This window comes from Frischella perrara (genome assembly GCF_000807275.1).
Classification (GTDB): Bacteria; Pseudomonadota; Gammaproteobacteria; order Enterobacterales; family Orbaceae; genus Frischella; species Frischella perrara.
The window spans coordinates 1,150,788-1,171,429 of sequence record NZ_CP009056.1; the positions used below are offsets into that span (position 1 = coordinate 1,150,788).

At 35.0% G+C, this 20,642-nt stretch carries 12 protein-coding genes; 11 read left to right on the forward strand and 1 reads right to left on the reverse strand.

Translation table 11 applies throughout. The annotated features are described in order from the left end of the window. Positions 1 to 97 precede the first annotated feature (97 nt). The 5 genes from FPB0191_RS05045 to FPB0191_RS05065 all read left to right on the forward strand — a co-directional run bounded on the left by FPB0191_RS05045 (position 98) and on the right by FPB0191_RS05065 (position 9,276). Positions 98 to 832 carry a DUF2931 family protein gene (locus FPB0191_RS05045; protein WP_039104442.1) on the forward strand — a complete coding sequence of 245 codons (735 nt, stop codon included), beginning with the start codon at positions 98 to 100 and terminating at the stop codon, positions 830 to 832. A 382-nt stretch (positions 833 to 1,214) separates the two neighbouring features. Then, positions 1,215 to 1,949, forward strand: a complete 735-nt coding sequence (locus FPB0191_RS05050) for a DUF2931 family protein (RefSeq protein WP_039104444.1) — start codon at positions 1,215 to 1,217, stop codon at positions 1,947 to 1,949. 591 nt (positions 1,950 to 2,540) lie between these two features. Next, positions 2,541 to 4,931 carry a type VI secretion system Vgr family protein gene (locus FPB0191_RS05055; protein ID WP_052236778.1) on the forward strand — a complete coding sequence of 797 codons (2,391 nt, stop codon included), beginning with the start codon at positions 2,541 to 2,543 and terminating at the stop codon, positions 4,929 to 4,931. A gap of 3 nt (positions 4,932 to 4,934) precedes the next feature. Further along, positions 4,935 to 5,897, forward strand: coding sequence for a DUF4123 domain-containing protein (locus tag FPB0191_RS05060; protein ID WP_039104446.1), 963 nt, complete (start codon positions 4,935 to 4,937; stop codon positions 5,895 to 5,897). Then, positions 5,884 to 9,276, forward strand: coding sequence for a T6SS effector BTH_I2691 family protein (locus tag FPB0191_RS05065; RefSeq protein ID WP_039104448.1), 3,393 nt, complete (start codon positions 5,884 to 5,886; stop codon positions 9,274 to 9,276). The genes FPB0191_RS05060 and FPB0191_RS05065 overlap by 14 nt, the downstream gene beginning before the upstream one ends. A 1,066-nt stretch (positions 9,277 to 10,342) precedes the next feature. On the opposite strand, the gene FPB0191_RS05075 is transcribed toward FPB0191_RS05065, so the two are convergent. Further along, positions 10,343 to 10,924 carry a hypothetical protein gene (locus FPB0191_RS05075; protein ID WP_146202394.1) on the reverse strand — a complete coding sequence of 194 codons (582 nt, stop codon included), beginning with the start codon at positions 10,922 to 10,924 and terminating at the stop codon, positions 10,343 to 10,345. A 1,097-nt stretch (positions 10,925 to 12,021) separates the two neighbouring features. On the opposite strand from FPB0191_RS05075, the gene FPB0191_RS05080 reads away from it, so the two are divergent. From FPB0191_RS05080 to FPB0191_RS05100, 6 genes are all read left to right on the forward strand, one after another. Further along, complete coding sequence (locus FPB0191_RS05080) at positions 12,022 to 14,610, forward strand: type VI secretion system Vgr family protein (RefSeq protein WP_052236779.1); 2,589 nt, start codon at positions 12,022 to 12,024, stop codon at positions 14,608 to 14,610. Between the two features lie 11 nt (positions 14,611 to 14,621). Continuing rightward, positions 14,622 to 16,196 (forward strand): VRR-NUC domain-containing protein, encoded by a 1,575-nt coding sequence (locus tag FPB0191_RS05085; protein ID WP_039104452.1) that lies wholly within the window; start codon positions 14,622 to 14,624, stop codon positions 16,194 to 16,196. Positions 16,197 to 16,232: 36 nt separating this feature from the next. After that, a complete protein-coding gene (locus FPB0191_RS05090) occupies positions 16,233 to 17,486 on the forward strand; it encodes a type VI immunity family protein (protein WP_052236780.1) in 1,254 nt (417 codons plus the stop codon). Between the two features lie 18 nt (positions 17,487 to 17,504). After that, a complete protein-coding gene (locus FPB0191_RS12125) occupies positions 17,505 to 17,642 on the forward strand; it encodes a hypothetical protein (RefSeq protein WP_162485154.1) in 138 nt (45 codons plus the stop codon). 113 nt (positions 17,643 to 17,755) lie between these two features. Continuing rightward, positions 17,756 to 19,330 (forward strand): hypothetical protein, encoded by a 1,575-nt coding sequence (locus FPB0191_RS05095; RefSeq protein ID WP_039104454.1) that lies wholly within the window; start codon positions 17,756 to 17,758, stop codon positions 19,328 to 19,330. A gap of 36 nt (positions 19,331 to 19,366) precedes the next feature. Further along, on the forward strand, positions 19,367 to 20,620 hold the full coding sequence (locus FPB0191_RS05100; RefSeq protein WP_052236781.1) for a type VI immunity family protein: 1,254 nt from the start codon (positions 19,367 to 19,369) through the stop codon (positions 20,618 to 20,620). The last annotated feature ends 22 nt before the right edge of the window (positions 20,621 to 20,642 follow it).

Below are 20,642 nucleotides of genomic sequence, written 5' to 3' on the forward strand. Positions count from 1 at the left end.
AAAAAGTTAAGGGTATCAAAAAATGAAACGCTTAGTAATGACCAAGGTAGCTGGCAACGACTGGTTCATCCAGATCAATAAACAATAAGGAAAATCCATGTTAAAATTACTCATTTCCACCCTTTGTTTGATGTTACTAATCAGTGGTTGCCAATCGCCGATTAAATCTAAACCAATCGATCCCAATTTACCCAAAATGCCTTATAGCAAATGGTATATTAGTGGTCGTCATCCACATTATTTTCCAGCAACGGTGACTTCTACTATGATAAGAACCCAATCAAATAAATACAAAATTATTGATATTGTCGCTAGGGATAATCAAAATTATAAGACACCAGGTCAATGGCAAACAGGATTTGGATTTAGCCATCTGCCAGTCTATTCTGATTTACCCGAGGAATTCTTTATTTGTTGGTCATCTTTTGCCGACCAAACTTTTTATCGTACTAAATTAGTGATGCCATTGTGGGCGCGTCAAGAAATGGTAAAAGCACATCATTATTATTCTGAAGCCTTTAATAAAAATAAAATTGGTTATAATGATACTATCATTATTGGTTTTGCCCCAGGAGGCAGTGTTACTGGATGGGTTACAGGTAATCCTCAAAAAGATTCAGAAGCTATAGAGTTTGGAAAAGGAGTAACGGAACGGATACCGCAAGGTTCAGATGTATGTCCAAATCCTTATCCCGATGGAAAAATACCAGAAATCACAGATGAGGCTAAGGCATGGTTAAAGAAACATGGTATGCCGAAAGAGTGGCAAGAAAAGTACAATAACGTCACAATGGGGCAATATCTTAAACTTAAAAACCCAGCCAGATTTTAATATTATAATGCAGGTTACTAGCAAAAATAATGCAGAGTTAGTAACCTATTTGTTTATTCTCACTTAGCAAAAAAATTCCTGATTTATTAATTATTTATAGTTGATAATACACTTTTAAATCAAATTAGCTATACCGTTACTGAAACGGTATTTTAATTAATATTAAAAATATAAATAAAATACGAATTACTTGATAAGTTATAAGAAAATATTAAATATTACCTAAAGCCTGCAATAAAAATGAAATGAATAACGATTATTTACAGATTGGATATTATGATATGAAAAAAGTTAAGGGTATCAAAAAATGAAACGCTTAGTAATGACCAAGGTAGTTGGCAACGACTGGTTCATCCAGATCAATAAACAATAAGGAAAACCTATGTTAAAATTACTCATTTCCACCCTTTGTTTGACGTTACTAATCAGTGGTTGCCAATCACCAATTAAATCTAAACCAATCGATCCCAATTTACCCAAAATGCCTTATAGCAAATGGTATATTAGTGGTCGTCATCCACATTATTTTCCAGCAACGGTGACTTCTACTATGATAAGAACCCAATCAAATAAATACAAAATTATTGATATTGTCGCTAGGGATAATCAAAATTATAAGACACCAGGTCAATGGCAAACAGGATTTGGATTTAGCCATCTGCCAGTCTATTCTGATTTACCCGAGGAATTCTTTATTTGTTGGTCATCTTTTGCCGACCAAACTTTTTATCGTACTAAATTAGTGATGCCATTGTGGGCACGCCAAGAAATGGTAAAAGCACATCATTATTATTCTGAAGCCTTTAATAAAAATAAAATTGGTTATAATGATACTATTATTATTGGTTTTGCCCCAGGAGGTAGTGTTACTGGATGGGTTACAGGTAATCCTCAAAAAGATTCAGAAGCCATAGAGTTTGGAAAAGGAGTAACGGAACGGATACCACAAGGTTCAGATGTATGTCTAAACGAATATCCTAATGGAAAAATAACTGAAATTACAGATGAAGCTAAAGCATGGTTAAAGAAACACGGTATGCCGAAAGAGTGGCAAGAAAAGTACAATAACGTCACAATGGGGCAATATCTTAAACTTAAAAGCCCAGCCAGATTTTAATATTATAATGCAGGTTACTAGCAAAAATAATGCAGAGTTAGTAACCTATTTGTTTATTCTGACTTACCAAAAAAATTCCTGATTTATTAATTATCTATAGTTGATAATACACTTTTAAATCAAATTAGGTATACCGTTACTGAAACGTTATTTTAATTAATATTAAAAATATAAATAAAATATGAATCTCACAAGTCTCTTATAAACCTACCGATACTTAAAACTAAATACAGATATTAATATAAAATCAAACGGCATACACTCCTAAATATTTTTTACAGCGTAATTTATAACTTACTATAATTATTTTAAATCAATGATATGAGATAAGTTATCTGTCTAATTAGATCCCAATCATTTTTAAAAAGGTTACAAAACACGCGAAACAGGTGTTTTATATAGTAATCCTTATCTAAAAATTACCGACAATATAAACCATACACGATCCTAATAACCCAAATGTAAAGAATATTGATCTGACCTAAAAGATCAACTATTTTATAATAACGAAACTGCTTATCGTTATTGTTTTATAAAGTTACTTAAGAATTAAATAATTATAAATTTGAGTGCAAATAATAAGGAATCAACATGGTCACGATAGAAAAAGTGACAGATACGCTAACCTCTGTTGCGAGTGGCAGTCCCAAAAATCAATATACATTAATAATTGATGGAATTGATGCTAGCGCTGGATTATCCGTATTATCAATTGAAGGACAAGCGTCATTAAATCAGCCCTGGCGTTACGATATTACCTTTACAACATCTAATAAACAAATGGCTATTGATGCCGTACTCAGTCAAGCCGCATCACTCACCTTTGAAGCCCCGAGTCTTATTTCACAAATTGCTCAAATCAGCTCCCTTGAAAAACCGACCTTACCACACACATTATATGGCGTAATTACTGAGTTTAGTTTGGTCTCTGTCAGTAAAGATGAAGCCCGTTATCAGGTCACCTTACAACCACGTCTGGCTTTATTTGCAAATGACCATTTTAGTGCAATTTACCAAAACCAAAGTGTAGTAAGCGTGGTTGAAGAGGTGCTCAGGCGACATGGTTTTACGGGGATTGATTATCGGCTTGAGCTAAAAGATAACTACCCAGCGCGTGAGTTTATTACGCAATGGCAAGAGAGTGACTTGGCATTTATTCAGCGTTTGCTGGCAGATGTTGGTATTTGGTTTCGTTTTGAAAGCCACAGTGACCACCACTGTGATGTTCTAGTCCTTAGTGACTATGAAGCAGGCTATGAGAATGCGGGACATATTACTCTGAAAGCGCCGAGTGGTATGGTTGATGGCAGAAAAAACAGTGTATGGGACTTACAGTTTAGCAGCTATACCAAGGCAAAAGAAATTATCACACAAGATTACAACTACCGCACCGCAGATAGTAATCAATATTCCCTTGTTAATGCCGATACCAAAGATAGCACCACTCAAGGCACAGAATACCGCTACGGTGAACACTACAAAAGCAAAGGCGATAATAGCCAAATTGAAAGCGGGCAGTGGTATGCGAACATACGTCATGAGGCACATCTCAGTCAAAAGATGATTATTCAGGGAGAATGTAATGACTACCACTTACTGCCGGGTCAACGAATTATTATTGATAATAGTGGAATAGAAGGTATTAATGAAGGGGTTATCATTCTCTCGACCCAGAGTTACGCAGACCGCAGTGATGCTTACCAATGTCACTTTACCGCTATCCCGTACGATGTGTTAAAGCCATATCGACCAATGCCATTACCCTGGCCACAAGTTGCAGGTACCTTACCGGCGCGAGTCACCAGTCCAGACAATGATACCTATGGGTATATTGACACAATGGGTCGTTACCGAGTTAAGTTTGATTTTGACCTCAAGACATGGAAAAACGGCGAAGAGAGCTTATGGGTAAGATTGGCTAAACCGTATGCGGGCAGTACTTATGGTTTTCATTTTCCGTTAATTGATGGCACAGGTGTTGCTATTGCTTTTAGCGAAGGTAATCCGGATAGACCATACATAGCACACGCACTACATGACAGCACCCACCCTGACCATGTGACCACCATCAACAAACATCGTAATGTCATTCGTACTCCAGCTAACAACAAACTGCGGATGGATGATAAACGCGGGCAAGAGCATATCAAATTAGCCACCGAATACGGTAAAACCCAGCTTAACATCGGTCATTTAGTTAACCAAAACAAAGAGCAGCGCGGTGAAGGGTTTGAACTGCGCACTGATGAGTGGGGAGCGATTGCTGCCAATAAAGGTTTATACCTGACCAGTCAGACCGAGCCTAAAGCACAGGGTAAACAACTTGATATGCAAGGTGCCATTACCCAGCTTGAAAATGCGTTATCAATTGCCAAAGCACTGCAAAATGCAGCAAACTCATCTGAAGCCCATGGTGCGGACACTGACAGTCAGGAGCAACTTAAAGCGACATTAACCCAGTTATCCCAAAGTGGCATTATTGCTTATGCACAAGAGGGGATAGCGTTAACCAGTCCGGAAAATATCCAACTGTCCACATCAAATAGTGTATCGGTGACCAGTGAAAACCAGACAGACATCAATGCCTTAAAAAACATCACGGTTTCATCAGGGGAATCAATTAGTTTATTTGCCCATAAATCAGGCATGAAGGTCTTTGCTAATCAGGGAGATGTTGAAGTACAAGCGCAAAATGCCAACCTGAATATGGCCGCCAAACAAGATATTAAAATAGATAGCGTAGATGGCAGTGTTGATTGGTCAGCCGCAAAAGAAATTACCTTAATATGTGGCGGTTCATACATCAAAATTAGTAGCGCAGGGATTGAACTAGGCACGGCGGATAATGTTTATATAAAAAGTAATGCATTGCAGAAAATGGGTTCGACAAGTAAACAAATAAATCCTAAGTTACCAACTGGTTGTGAAGCATCACTTCAGGAAGCAAGTAATTTACAAAAAGGTAGCGTTACACTGGGATAAATAATGAATACTAATAATGAAGTAATACTAACAGTTAAATCTGGAAAAATTAAGGAAATTTTTCAAAAAATTATAGATTTATCATTACAAACTGATGGATATTTTTATCTTATCTATCAATCAAATAATAATAAAACAAACTTTGAGAATAAAATAGTAAAAAAAGAGGTAGTATTATTTCAATATATAAATTACAACATTAAGCCTACACCTGGATTAATTAAACTTAATTTAGCAAAAGAACAAGATCGAATAATATTACAACAAAGTATTGAACAATTTTACTTAGAAGTAGCACCTCAAAATACGTTATTCGCAAAACCTCGCTGTGTATATGGTTGGATTTTTTCGCCATTGAAGATTGAAATGTTAGTCAAAGATATGGGTCTTACAGCTATTCAAAAGAATAATAACACCACTGAACTGTTACGTTATTACGATCCGACAGTACTATCTGTATTATTGCGTATTTTTTCTGACAATCAAAAGAACATGTTAATTAGGTCTCTCTATTTTTGGTTATATATAAATAGTGATAGACAATTAATTATAGAAAAAAATCCTAGAAATATCAGTCGACATGCATTTTTGAATTATTCTATTAGTGAAAAGCAATGGCGACAAATCGGTTGGATTGAAAGCCGTAATCAAACACTTGCTCGTTACCATTTTTTTCATCCTCAATATACGTTGTTAGAAAGTCAAGCAGATACAATAATATTACAAGCTTTTGAAAATGCGGAAAGAAGAGGATATAAAAATAAAAATGACTTATCAGAATACGCTTATTACAGTTTAACCATCCATCCTGAATTTATCGACCATGATGTTATTTCTCAAGTTATTAAACAAAATGATAATTGCCCATTGATTGCACAACTAAAAAATATTACCTCGTCACAATGGAATAAAATTAAAGATGATTTAAACATGAACAAAATAGGAAAAAGAAATGAGTCTGTGTGAAAAATGTCGTTCTTGTGGATTACCCATTTATCCTGTTCGTTATGCTGTATCTCCAGTAGAAATGGCTGCTAATTTACCAAAATGGGCAGAAAAAAAAGAACTTTTATCCTTAAATAAAGATAGTAAATATGTACTAAGAACGACTAGAAAAGGTTATCTTTATATTCTTAGTCAATATGAAGATAATGCAACAGATTTAGACGTTTCGATATATAAAGTGGATGAAAATGGTGGATTTTGGCAGATAGATATTAGCAAAGAATTAGATTTATTACGGTTCGGTGATGATATAAAAAATGCGAATAACGAGCAACAGACCATTCCATTAAATGATATTGAAACAAGTTGCAGTAATAGTGCACATGAATCAAGTTATATTGCATTTATAGTTCTGGCCAAACCCGATAAATGTGATAAAGCATGGTTAGCTTATAGTGAACATAAATGGAGTCTAGATACTTTAAGAAAATATCTTAATGAAGAAGATAAACGTGATATTCGTATGCAGGTTATAAGACCAAAAGAGTGGTTACAAAAACAAGAAAGCGCAAATGGTGTCACCCCTGTAACTAAAGAAGCGATAGCCAGTACAATAGAAGGTCAATATTATAATTATTTATTACAACCGAATGATGTATCTAATATATTTTATGGTAAATATCCTGAAATATTTCCTTATTTATATAATCATCGGGATAATAATTCCCCGATTTCAAAAAGTCCAATTGCTGAAATCTATGAGGATCTGGTCTTTCAATATGATAAATCTTTGTTTAAAAGAAGAACAACTTTAACCCCTTGGCTTAATTTATCATACTATTCTAAAGAATCCTCTCAGTTAACAGAAGGTTACTCAGCTTTTATATATCGTAAGATCCAATCAAAACAACGTAATAATACAAAAGCTCCGGCTATGATGGTAGCTTTGATGGATAGTGTTGGAATTGTTGCTGAATTAAGTAATTGGAGTAATAGCGCACTTGCAGCATTTAAAAAAGTTGTAACAGAAAGACAATGGGAAAACTCAACATGCAGTAGTATTGAATTTTTTGAGCAATTTATTAAAAATGATGATTTAATTAATAATCAGCAAAATTTTAAAGAACATATTCGACAAAAAAATAAAGAATATCTTTCAAATGCCGAACATTATAGAACAAAGGAAATAGATCCTCCAAGCGCCCTTGGTCTACCGCCTACGTCAAGAAGAATACCGGGATGGTCTACAGCAGATAAAGCAAAAGGCGAAAGAGTAATTAAAATTATCAATCAGGCAAAAAAGCATATAATATATGATCCAAAATATCCCTATGACATCTATATGTCTGATTCAGAACTTTATTTGTATACTTGTAAAACGAATGCCAAAGAATTAGTAAATTTCACGGAGGAAAACTACTTATTAAAAGAGTTAGGCGAGGATAGGTATGCAAGTATTCTTGAAGATATATTTGAATTAAATAAGACATCACATAGAAATGAAATTGAAAAATTAAAAAATCAATGTAAGTTAATTCGAAATGAGCTTGAAGTAAAAGCTAAAGAATATGAAGCAAGTTGGCATCAACAAAACGGGACTCAAGCGTCGGGTGAAAAGCGTTGGCGTAAGTATAAAAATAGATTATTGCACACTGAATCAGGCTCCTTTGCTTATGATAATTACAGAAAAAAATATAATCAATTTTTACAAGAAAGTGGAAGTTATGTTGAAAGATTAATTGAAGATTTAATTAAATGGGTTGATTGCTTTAAACAAAAGGAAAAACACCCGCTATCATTGGCTGCCGATGATTTTGCACAAGATAGTGATGATTATCTTGCATTTGCAAACGATATTTTAATGACATTAGGAACGCATGTTAATAATGATAGAATTGTTGATCTATTTACACAATTCATTACTGATGAAACCTTAGATGCACATAATATAGTCTGGTCGGCAGTATTTGCCAAACGAAAATTAACTAAAGAGCAACAGCAAAAATACATTAATCTTATGCATGGCTTAGATAAAACAACACCAATGCAACGACAAGATTATGGGCAATTATTAGATAAATTGTCATCTGTTTTAAGCTTTTCTCAAGAAGAGTATGAAGAATCTGAAGAAGCCAAAATATTTGAAGATTGGGCGAAAGCACTGATTGACTTCGATTTTAGCATTTTAGACAAAGAGAATAAATCTTCTCCACTTGATTCAACTAACGAATTAGCAGATTTATTCAACGAACAACGTAATTTTTTATTAGAAGACAACTCAACCAATACCCAAATTACGGCTAATTATATAAAACCTATTAAAGAAAAAATATTTGCTACATCAGTAGTTCTACTGAAATATTTGCAACTCAAAGGCGGTAATATTTCGTCTGCTTTTGCTGAAGCTTTTTTTGTTGCTACTAATCCATCGCCTCATTTATCTAAATCGGCTTTACAGAGACAAATGGAATCTTATTATAATTGGTCAAATCGCATTAAAAAATCAGTAGATAGTTATATTAATACAGCAGGCACAAAATTGAGCATTGCTTATCAAGCCATCAATCAAAAAATATCAAGTATTATAAGTAGCAGAGCAGCCGGCAAGGGATTAATTGGTTTTATGGCGTTCTATCAACTAAAAACTTTATATGAAATAATTTCAGATGATAGTTATAAAACCCGAGCACAATATTTTGAAGAAAATTATAAACTCGTAATGGCGGCAACAGGAATAATCTCGTTAAGTTTTAAATTTGTTATTGTTCATGGTGAAAATAATCGGCTAAATGAAAAAATACTTAAGCAGCTAGGCTTTTTTGGTAACATTTTTGGCTTTATTTCCAATGTTATCCAAATTGGTACAAGTTGGAATGAGGATACGTCAAATAAAACAAAAAAAGAAAAAGCCTTTTATTGGATGGGAATGATTACGTCTATTGTTAGTACCGTTGATATATTCTTGCAATTAGGAAAGAAAAGCTTACTTCAAATTACTAATACCAGTCTTAAATTAATAAGTACAGCTCTTGTTAAAAAATTTATTTTAACAAGAATAGCAATTTCTGTTGGTAAAAGTGTAATAGTATTATTTATATATGCACTAAATCCATGGATAAGTTTAGGACTATTTATCTGCGAAGCGATATATGAATGGACTAAACCTGATGAAATAGAAGAGTGGTTAGAGCGTTGTCGTTTTGGCAAATTGCAAGTTGGTTATAGTTCTTATCGCTATGAATCTCAGCAACAAGAAGTCGTAGCATTAAAAGCGATTTTCATGAAATACGAAAAAGAGTGGGAAAAAAGGGAACAAGAGCGAAAACAAAGAGAGTATGAAGAAAATAATCCAGTACCCAATGGTGGATGGGAAACAATTTTCAATTATCGAATAAATTAGATAAAAGGTCTATCATGTCCTACGCAAAATATGATGGAACAGATATTCTTTATAATAATAAAGAAGAGTTATTAAAAAAACGGGGATCAGTATTACTGATCCCATTTTACCCCCTAAAAATTTAGTAAAATTTGCTGGTTCACTTTCAGAGTTTAAGGGCATATTCTGTTCTGTAGCTGTGGGTTATGATGCTTATATGAGTAAAGAAGAAAGAAAAAAATGAACGCTAAAATACGAAGTAGAGCAGCGCTTGCAACATCAACTGGAAATAATAGTGCTGGTTTAGCGACATTAGGGTATGATGATGATAATATACATGCTTGCTGGTAGTTTGATTAAGCCATTTGAATAATACCTAAGTTAAGTTGAGCAAAAGCATTGACATAAGTTTGAGGCTATTACTTAGAGATTTAATTCAAAGCTCATATTAGGTTATGATCAGATTAAAGATACTACTTTATAAGTTTGGTACATTCTTTATTTGGGTAACATACTTAGCAATGCTAAAGTGAGGAATAATAAAAGTATTGAATCAAAAATTATAATACCATTATTATCTTTATTATTTAATCTACTGAATCTGATGACTGTTGACACAATAACAACGCATATACCGATAAAAATAAAATATAACTCGTTCATATTCATAAAAGTTCACAAAAAATCTTATTCAAAAGTACAGCAAAAAATGGCTTCAGATTGCTTAATGTTACCGCCTCCAGTTCCTGGTGATAGAAAGACTGCTCATTATTTATCTAACGTTAAGTTTTGTTTAATTCAAAATTATAAACAAGAAATAACCGATATTGAAAAACAACTCGCTCACTAGCCAGAAAGTTGGATTTGGAAGAATAACATAAAAAAGTTAGATGATTACCGAGAAAAAGTTGTGTTTTTTTAAACGCAACTTTTTCAAAAATAAAGAAAGGATTAATGGTTAACAGATGAAATATTCTTATTATCTGGCATTCATTAATATCTTAAACATTATGTTATATTATTAATTAGCTAATTGATGTAATGAATGGTACCTCATCGCTTAATAATATTATTACTTCAATACTTTTTACCATTTTTTCTCTCTATCAAGATATTTTATCAATCCCTCTTTCGTCGAAAATTCACAACGTCTATCGGTTTCAAAATCATCAATACAAGGAATTTTTGATAAACTGTTATCATCCCCTATAAAAAATAACGCCCTCAATATACCATCTTCTTCTATATATAAAGGTAATTCAGTAATGCGATAGCTGTAGGATTTGTTTGGCGTTAAAGTGTCTTTAAGCAACATATAAATATATTTGTCACCTGTTTTTTTATCAACATACTCAAAAGCGCTTACTAGTTCTTCATCACCATATTGATATGTATAAAGTTCGTACGCTTTATTCAATTCTTTATTATTATTTGTTAAAAAATACACCTCTAAATTACGCCTTCCGTCTTCAAAAGTATTACTAAGAAACATCGCTGTTCCTTTATGGCCTTTATATTCAATATCAATTGGAGGATGGGCAATATTATTATATTTAGGGAATCGATATTCTTCTGGAATGCTATCTAATTCAAAATATTCATCTGAATAAGCATTTGACATGGTAAAAATTAAACTTAATAACATAAACAGTACTATTTTATATTTCATTGCATCACCTTATTTGAAAGAAACCGAATTAAATGCTTTTGCTTTATTTATTTTCTCAAAATTTGTTCGTCATTCGGCATAAGAATTAGTCACCAAATTGATTTTTTTATTACATTATCAACATTTTCGCCTTTGTTACCCTTATCTGAACATTTTATCTATTGTGCTAACATCACTAAAAACATTGTTACTTATAAATATTAATATAAATATAAATATAAATAGTAGAACTTTCTTCATTACTATAATCCATTTGCGAAAAATTTAGCTTCATCATCTCTTCTTTTCATTAATCCATCTAGCTTTTTCTTTCTCATAATCTTTTCATAGATCTAAATAAATCAGGAATCGTTAAGCTCATTATGTGGTAATTCCTCTATTGCTTTTTACTTTGATAATTTTATACGCAAAAATTGTTAGTAAGGTGTGATTAAAGGCATATTATTATTTAACTCAATGGCGTAAACATAATCGGAGCTTTTTTTAGCTTTCTCGTTCAATTTATTGCCTAATATGTTGGTGAAGATCAGATATCATAATTACAAAGAAGTATACAATATCAAGATTTTCTACTTGAAATATGTAATCATCATAAAAAAACTAATGTTATTTAATATGTTTCCAAAACAAACCAATAAAAAGCAGTCGTGAAGTGATAAATATGATGCTAAGACAGAACTATAAAATATCAATCTCACAAGTCTCTTATAAACCTATCGACACTTAAAACTAAATACAGATATTAATATACAATCAAACGGCATACACTCCTAAATATTTTTTACAGCGTAATTTATAACTTATTATAATTGTTTTAAATCAATGATATGAGATAAGTTATCTGTCTAATTAGATCCCAATCATTTTTAAAAAGGTTATAAAACATGCGAAACAGGTGTTTTATATAGTAATTCTTATCTAAAAATTACCGACAATATAAACCATACACGATCCTAATAACCCAATTACAAAGGGTATTGATCTAACCTAAAAGATCAACTATTTTATAATAACAAAACTGCTTATCGTTATTGTTTTATAAAGTTACTTAAGAATTAAATAATTATAAATTTGAGTGCAAATAATAAGGAATCAACATGGTCACGATAGAAAAAGTGACAGATACGCTAACCTCTGTTGCGAGTGGCAGTCCCAAAAATCAATATACATTAATAATTGATGGAATTGATGCTAGCGCTGGATTATCCGTATTATCAATTGAAGGACAAGCGTCATTAAATCAGCCTTGGCGTTACGATATTACCTTTACAACATCTAATAAACAAATGGCTATTGATGCCGTACTGAGTCAAACTGCATCACTCACCTTTGAAACCTCGAGTCTTATTTCACAAATTGCTCAAATCAGCTCCCTTGAAAAACCAACCCTACCACACACATTATATGGCGTTATTACTGAGTTTAGTTTGATATCTGTCAGTAAAGATGAAGCCCGTTATCAGGTCACCTTACAACCACGTCTGGCTTTATTTGCAAATGACCATTTTAGTGCAATTTACCAAAACCAAAGTGTAGTAAGCGTGGTTGAAGAGGTGCTCAGGCGACATGGTTTTACGGGGATTGATTATCGGCTTGAACTGAAAGATAGCTACCCAGCACGTGAGTTTATTACGCAATGGCAAGAGAGTGACTTGGCATTTATTCAGCGTTTGCTGGCTGATGTTGGTATTTGGTTTCGCTTTGAAAGCCACAGTGACCACCACTGTGATGTGCTAGTTCTTAGTGATTATGAAGCAGGCTATGAGAATGCGGGACATATTATCCTGAAAGCGCCAAGTGGTATGGTTGATGGCAGAAAAAACAGTGTATGGGACTTACAGTTTAGTAGCTATACCAAGGCAAAAGAAATTATCACACAGGATTACAACTACCGCACCGCAGATAGTAATCAATATTCCCTTGTTAATGCCGATACCAAAGATAGCACCACTCAAGGCACAGAATACCGCTACGGCGAACACTACAAAAGCAAAGGCGATAATAGCCAAATTGAAAGCGGGCAGTGGTATGCTAACATACGTCATGAAGCACATCTCAGTCAAAAGATGATTATTCAGGGAGAATGTAATGACTACCACTTACTGCCGGGTCAACGAATTATTATTGATAATAGTGGAATAGAAGGTATTAATGAAGGGGTTATCATTCTCTCGACCCAGAGTTACGCAGACCGCAGTGATGCTTACCAATGTCACTTTACTGCTATCCCGTACGATGTGTTAAAGCCATATCGACCAATGCCATTACCCTGGCCACAAGTTGCAGGTACCTTACCGGCGCGAGTCACCAGTCCAGACAATGATACCTATGGGTATATTGACACAATGGGTCGTTACCGAGTTAAGTTTGATTTTGACCTCAAGACATGGAAAAACGGCGAAGAGAGCTTATGGGTAAGGTTGGCTAAACCGTATGCGGGCAGTACTTATGGTTTTCATTTTCCGTTAATTGATGGCACAGGCGTTGCTATCGCTTTTAGCGAAGGTAATCCGGATAGACCATACATAGCGCACGCACTACATGACAGCACTCACCCTGACCATGTGACCACCATCAATAAACATCGTAATGTCATTCGTACTCCAGCTAACAACAAACTGCGGATGGATGATAAACGTGGGCAAGAGCACATTAAGTTAGCCACCGAATACGGTAAAACCCAGCTTAACATCGGGCATTTAGTTGACCAAAACAAAGAGCAGCGCGGTGAAGGGTTTGAATTGCGCACTGATGAGTGGGGAGCGATTGCTGCTAATAAAGGCTTATACCTAACCAGTCAGACCGAGCCTAAGGCAGAGGGCAAACAACTGGATATGCAAGGTGCCATTGCCCAACTGGAAAATGCGTTATCGATAGCCAAAGCGCTACAAAATGCAGCAATTGCCTCTGATGCCCATGATGCGGATACCGGCAGTCAGGCGCAACTTAAAGCGACATTAACCCAGTTAGCCCAAAGTGGCATTATTGCTTATGCACAAGAAGGTATCGCTTTAACCAGTCCGGAAAACATCCAACTATCAACTTCAAACAGTGTATCGGTGACCAGTGAAAACCAGACAGACATCAATGCCTTAAAAAACATCACGCTTTCATCAGGGGAATCAATCGGCTTATTTTCCCATAAATCAGGCATGAAGGTCTTTGCTAATCAGGGAGATGTTGAAGTACAAGCGCAAAATGCCAACCTGAATATGGCCGCTAAGCAAGATATTAAAATAGACAGTGTCGATGGAAAATTAACGGTCACCGCAAGTAAAGAGCTGACGTTAATGTGTGGCGGTTCATACATCAAACTCAGTGGTGAAGGAATTGAACTGGGCACGGCGGATAATGTTTATATAAAAAGTAATGCATTGCAGAAAATGGGGCCAGCTTCAATACCGACGCCTTATCTTAGCTTACCTTATGTCAATGGATGTAGCGAATTTTTTATTCTAACGGATCATGAAACCGGCAAGCCTTTACCTTTCCATCCTTATCAAATTGAAATTAATGGACAAATGGTTAGTGGTATCACAGATGCAAAAGGGCATACCCGACGAATATTTACTGATAATCCAGAAACAATTGTTGGTGAGGCTCTTGAGAAAAAATCACAAAATACGTTCGAAGCAAGACATATAGCAACAGGTAAGCGAGTAAAGCTCGATTTTAATGATAGTTAGGATAAAAAACAATGAATGGAATGATTGATAAAAAAACCGCAAAACCAACATCTGCAGGGCGTAGTACTGCCACAACTCGTCGTGATGCATCCGCATCAGGTACAGTATTACCAGTAGTTCATCCCGTCGATATTTTTTATTTATGCCTTAAAATGCAAGCAGCAAAAAATTCCCCCTATATTTGTAAAACAAATAATACACCTCGATATCAACGACAAGTAACCATGTGGATTAGGCAAGATGCTGCAAGTTTTGGATATCAATTCCCTTATTGCGGTGAGGTAGGATACAAAATGACGACTATCCCACCTACACCATTAATGAGTAACAGTGAACCGTTTCGACCAAGTTATTGGCCAGTATCGAAATATCAAATGATCTATCGTGAATACCGCGAAGCAAATATATATGGTGACCCAACAGGAGGTTATCGATTTGATTTTGGTGGCGTTAACGTGGTTGACTCTATGGTTAATAAAACAACACTTGAAAACGAGCTATCGCTAAAAAGAAGTCGTGATAATGATATTGAAAAAGCCTATCGAACACTCAATGCCAAAGTTGCAAATGAGCGATTCCCAAATGGACGCGGTATGATCCGCATTCCTGACGTAATTAAAAAAAAGGATCATACTTTAACCGGTGAAAAAGGTTACCATCCTGATAATATTGATACTGTTATTGAAATAAAATTTCCTGGGGATAGTCTTAGTAAAGACCAAAGTAATGATTATTTGATAATAGCAGGTAATGATGTTAATAAATTTCGTTTAATGACATTAAAGCAATGTGAATTCCGTAACCGCAAAGACAAAGAAGAAGAGATGCTTGCCAAAGCTAAAGCCGATCCACTATATCAGACAGTTGGTGAAACCGCTATGGCTAATACTAAATTAGCTCTAAGCATTGAACAGCGCATGCAGCTTGAATATGATGCTATATATAAACATATTATTAAATGGGTCAAACAACAAGAGATTGAATACAGCCGCCCACAATTAGTGGCAATTGATGATTACAATGAAAAAAATTATCTAAAAGCTTGGCAACGTTATGAACAACGGCATGAGATGATTGTTAACTATCCATTAGCTGCAGTTGGCGTTGCAAGCATGTCCGCAATGGCTGGTGCTTTCGTTGCTGGGACCTCCGTTACCGAAATAGCAACTACAACAGTGGTTCGTAGTGGTGCTAAAGTCATTAAGTTTACCCCAATAACAAAAGCCACGGTAGCAACCGTTGGATCAGCATCTTTACCATTAGCAGCCAAGCAGAGAACAACTAATAATTACGTATTAGAACGTAATGGGCAGCTTACCTATTATCCAGAATTTAATGAGCAAGAAAAGCTTAAGTATAAAGATGATCGCCTTATTGAGATTGATTATCGTTATCAGCAGAATTCAGACTTTGATAAAATAAATAAAACGATAGGGTATATCGATGATTCTGCCGAAGCTAAGCAAAATAAAGACAGATTTCGGTTGGATAAAAACAATTATAAAATTCATTACTATCCATATCGACAACAGTTTTATTACTACTTTACTCCCGGTGATGAACCGACAGATTTTGAAGGCAGTTGATAACCACATTAAGCACAATGAATTATAGGATATACCATGCAAGATAAATTACAAAAGTTATTAAATGAATATCAGGAAAACTATAACAGATTTACCTATGGTCATTATTTGGATCCCAATAATATCGAAGATGCAATAAAAACCGGCTTGGTAGGATGTTATTATTTAGACCAGGGTTATCTACCTGAAAAGCGCCAAGCAATAGGTCAGGTTTTGGCACTATATGATAAATATTGGGGCAATAAGCTAAAGTTTGGTTTTTTGGATGGAAACCCCAACCAACTGCATCCTTATCAAAAATTCAGTATAGATAAAAAGCAAGATCTTATTAATAACTATGCTTTTGAAACATTGAATTTTTATTGGAGTAACGTTGATAATTTAGAGTTTGTTCCAGAATATTTTATTGAGACTTTTTCAAAACCAGAGTGGCATGAAAAATTACATCAGTACCTAAGTTATGTTCAACTCTATTTACCTATATCGGAACTTAAAGAGTTTGGTGTCGAGCAATTAATAGCGTTAAATCAACAAATCAGCGAAATATTACAGCCAATGCATGGATTTTTTGGATTAGGTATCCAGCATAGTCATGAGTATTATGATTATCAATATTTAGAGTATGAACTGGCACATCAGTTTTTGGGATTAGATATCTCTAATGTTGAAAGTGATTTGCGTTTTCGTGGTGGTTTTAAGTGTATCAACTGGTTAACCATACTCAGTGACCAACTTATAGCCGATAAATTAGGCAGTCTTGAGGCGTTAAAAGAGCGTAATAATGATAACGAGATCCGTTTTTATCCTTACACCGGCGGTGTGGTTGTTCGGGCAGGTGAAGTGCCTGAGCTGGGTGATGTAGCAAGCAATCCCTATCCTAAGCACTATGTTAATGTTAATGCTTTATTGAAACCCGCACGAGCACCAGAAATTGCCTCATTAGGTTTTGGCTCAATAAACGGTGAAGTTCGTTTTAATAATCGAACCTCAAAAGAGTGGCAAAGTCGGTTTGATGATGTCGAAGCAACGGATATTGCAGTAAGTCATGAGCAACAATCAGCGGAAGTTATTAATATGGATTCAAAAGTTCGGATTAGCATTCAAACCGGTCAATTATGCCCACATACGGGTGTTTATTCCGCTCAGATTAATGGCAAGGTTGAATATCGGGAGTTAATCCAAGGTTATAAAGTTGAGCCATTTATTGATAGTGAAACGCAACAAGTCTATAACGATGTAACTTGGCAACTGTTACGTCGGGAAGATGGTGGCAATGTCTTTCGTGATTAACCCAAGGCTGAGCAGTGAATGAAAATTGAATATCGGGAGTTAATCCAAGGTTATAAAGTTGAGCCATTTATTGATAGTGAAACGCAACAAGTCTATAACGATGTAACTTGGCAACTGTTACGTCGGGAAGATGGTGGCAATGTCTATCGTAATTAACCCAATGCTGAGCAGTGAATGAAAAATAAATCACAAAATACGTTCGAAGAAAGACATATAGCAACAGGTAAGCGAGTAAAGCTCGATTTTAATGATAGTTAGGATAAAAAACAATGAATGGAATGAGTGATAAAAAAACCGCAAAACCAACATCTGTAGGGCGTAGTACTGCCACAACTCGTCGTGATGCATCCGCATCAGGTACAGTATTACCAGTAGTTCATCCCGTCGATATTTTTTATTTATGCCTTAAAATGCAAGCAGCAAAAAATTCCCCCTATATTTGTAAAACAAATAATACACCTCGATATCAACGACAAGTAACCATGTGGATTAGGCAAGATGCTGCAAGTTTTGGATATCAATTCCCTTATTGCGGTGAGGTAGGATACAAAATGACGACTATCCCACCTACACCATTAATGAGTAACAGTGAACCGTTTCGACCAAGTTATTGGCCAGTATCGAAGTATCAAATGATCTATCGTGAATACCGCGAAGCAAATATATATGGTGACCCAACAGGAGGTTATCGATTTGATTTTGGTGGCGTTAACGTGGTTGACTCTATGGTTAATAAAACAACACTTGAAAACGAGTTATCGCTAAAAAGAAGTCGTGATAATGACATTGAAAAAGCCTATCGAACACTCAATGCCAAGGTTGCAAATGAGCGATTTCCAAATGGACGAGGTATGATCCGCATTCCTGACGTAATTAAAAAAAAGGATCATACTTTAACCGGTGAAAAAGGTTATCATCCTGATAATATTGATACTGTTATTGAAATAAAATTTCTAGGGGATACATTGTCAACATATCAAGCACAAGATTATTTAAAAATTGCAGGAGATGATCCTGATAAATTGCGTTTAATGACATTAAAGCAATGTGAATTCCGTAACCGCAAAGACAAAGAAGAAGAGATGCTTGCCAAAGCTAAAGCCGATCCACTATATCAGACAGTTGGTGAAACCGCTATGGCTAATACTAAATTAGCTCTAAGCATTGAACAGCGCATGCAGCTTGAATATGATGCTATATATAAACATATTATTAAATGGGTCAAACAACAAGAGATTGAATACAGCCGCCCACAATTAGTGGCAATTGATGATTACAATGAAAAAAATTATCTAAAAGCTTGGCAACGTTATGAACAACGGCATGAGATGATTGTTAACTATCCATTAGCTGCAGTTGGCGTTGCAAGCATGTCCGCAATGGCTGGTGCTTTCGTTGCTGGGACCTCCGTTACCGAAATAGCAACTACAACAGTGGTTCGTAGTGGTGCTAAAGTCATTAAGTTTACCCCAATAACAAAAGCCACGGTAGCAACCGTTGGATCGGCATCTTTACCATTAGCAGCCAAGCAGAAAACGACTAATAATTACGTATTAGAACGCAATGGGCAGCTTACCTATTATCCAGAATTTAATGAGCAAGAAAAGCTTAAGTATAAAGATGATCGCCTTATTGAGATTGATTATCGTTATCATCAGAATTCAGACTTTGATAAAATAAATAAAACGATAGGGTATATCGATGATTCTGCCGAAGCTAAGCAAAATAAAGACAAATTTCGGTTGGATAAAAACAATTATAAAATTCATTACTATCCATATCGACAACAGTTTTATTACTATTTTACTCCCGGTGATGAACCGACAGATTTTGAAGGCAGTTGATAACCACATTAAGCACAATGAATTATAGGATATACCATGCAAGATAAATTACAAAAGTTATTAAATGAATATCAGGAAAACTATAACAGATTTACCTATGGTCATTATTTAGATCCCAATAATATTGAAGATGCAATAAAAACCGGCTTGGTGGGGTGTTATTATTTAGACCAAGGTTATCTACCTGAAAAGCGCCAAGCAATAGGTCAGGTTTTGGCACTATATGATAAATATTGGGGTGATAAGCTAAAGTTTGGATATATTGACGGTGAACCAAATAATCTAATTTCTTATACACAAACAACATTACATGAAAAAATTAATCAAATTAATCTAGCAGGAACAGATAATATTTGTTTTTATTGGAGTAATGTTGATAATTTAGAGTTTGTTCCAGAATATTTATGCAATGCCTATTCAAGAGCAGAATGGTATGAGAAGGTACATCAAGAAATAAGTTATGTTCAAATTTATTTACCTATATCGGAACTTAAAGAGTTTGGTGTCGAGCAATTAATAGCGTTAAATCAACAGATCTGCGAAATATTGCAGCCAATGCATGGATTTTTTGGATTAGGTATCCAGCATAGTCATGAGTATTACGATTATCAATATTTAGAGTATGAACTGGCACATCAATTTTTGGGTTTAGACATTTCTAATGTTCAAGCTGATAAGCGCCTTAGAGAAGGTTTTAAATGTATCAACTGGTTAACCATATTAAGTGACCAACTTATAACCGATAAATTAGGCAGTCTTGAGGCGTTAAAAGAGCGTAATAATGATAACGAGATCCGTTTTTATCCTTATACAGGCGGTGTGGTTGTTCGGGCAGGTGAAGTGCCTGAGTTGGGTGATGTAGCAAGCAACCCCTATCCTAAGCACTATGTTAATGTTAATGCTTTATTAAAACCCGCACGAGCACCAGAAATTGCCTCATTAGGTTTTGGTTCAATAAACGGTGAAATTCGTTTTAATAATCGAACCTCAAAAGAGTGGCAAAGTCGGTTTGATGATGTCGAAGCAACGGATATTGCAGTAAGTCATGAGCAACACTCAGCGGAAGTTATTAATATGGATTCAAAAGTTCGGATTAGCATTCAAACCGGTCAATTATGCCCACATACGGGCGTTTATTCTGCCCAGATCAATGGCAAGATTGAGTATCAGGAGTTAATCCAAGGTTATAAAGTTGAGCCATTTATTGATAGTGAAACGCAACAAGTCCATAACGATGTAACTTGGCAACTGTTACGTCGGGAAGATGGTGGCAATGTCTATCGTAATTAACCCAAAGCAGAGCAATTAATGA

Bases quoted from the DNA above. Each gene is read 5' to 3' on its own strand.
- FPB0191_RS05095 (WP_039104454.1), top strand. From the start codon at position 17,756: ATGAATGGAATGAGTGATAAAAAAACCGCAAAACCAACATCTGTAGGG.
- FPB0191_RS05065 (WP_039104448.1), top strand. From the start codon at position 5,884: ATGAGTCTGTGTGAAAAATGTCGTTCTTGTGGATTACCCATTTATCCT.
- FPB0191_RS05090 (WP_052236780.1), top strand. From the start codon at position 16,233: ATGCAAGATAAATTACAAAAGTTATTAAATGAATATCAGGAAAACTAT.
- FPB0191_RS05080 (WP_052236779.1), top strand. From the start codon at position 12,022: ATGGTCACGATAGAAAAAGTGACAGATACGCTAACCTCTGTTGCGAGT.
- FPB0191_RS05055 (WP_052236778.1), top strand. From the start codon at position 2,541: ATGGTCACGATAGAAAAAGTGACAGATACGCTAACCTCTGTTGCGAGT.
- FPB0191_RS05045 (WP_039104442.1), top strand. From the start codon at position 98: ATGTTAAAATTACTCATTTCCACCCTTTGTTTGATGTTACTAATCAGT.
- FPB0191_RS05075 (WP_146202394.1), bottom strand. From the start codon at position 10,924: ATGAAATATAAAATAGTACTGTTTATGTTATTAAGTTTAATTTTTACC.
- FPB0191_RS05085 (WP_039104452.1), top strand. From the start codon at position 14,622: ATGAATGGAATGATTGATAAAAAAACCGCAAAACCAACATCTGCAGGG.
- FPB0191_RS05060 (WP_039104446.1), top strand. From the start codon at position 4,935: ATGAATACTAATAATGAAGTAATACTAACAGTTAAATCTGGAAAAATT.
- FPB0191_RS05100 (WP_052236781.1), top strand. From the start codon at position 19,367: ATGCAAGATAAATTACAAAAGTTATTAAATGAATATCAGGAAAACTAT.
- FPB0191_RS12125 (WP_162485154.1), top strand. From the start codon at position 17,505: ATGAAAATTGAATATCGGGAGTTAATCCAAGGTTATAAAGTTGAGCCA.
- FPB0191_RS05050 (WP_039104444.1), top strand. From the start codon at position 1,215: ATGTTAAAATTACTCATTTCCACCCTTTGTTTGACGTTACTAATCAGT.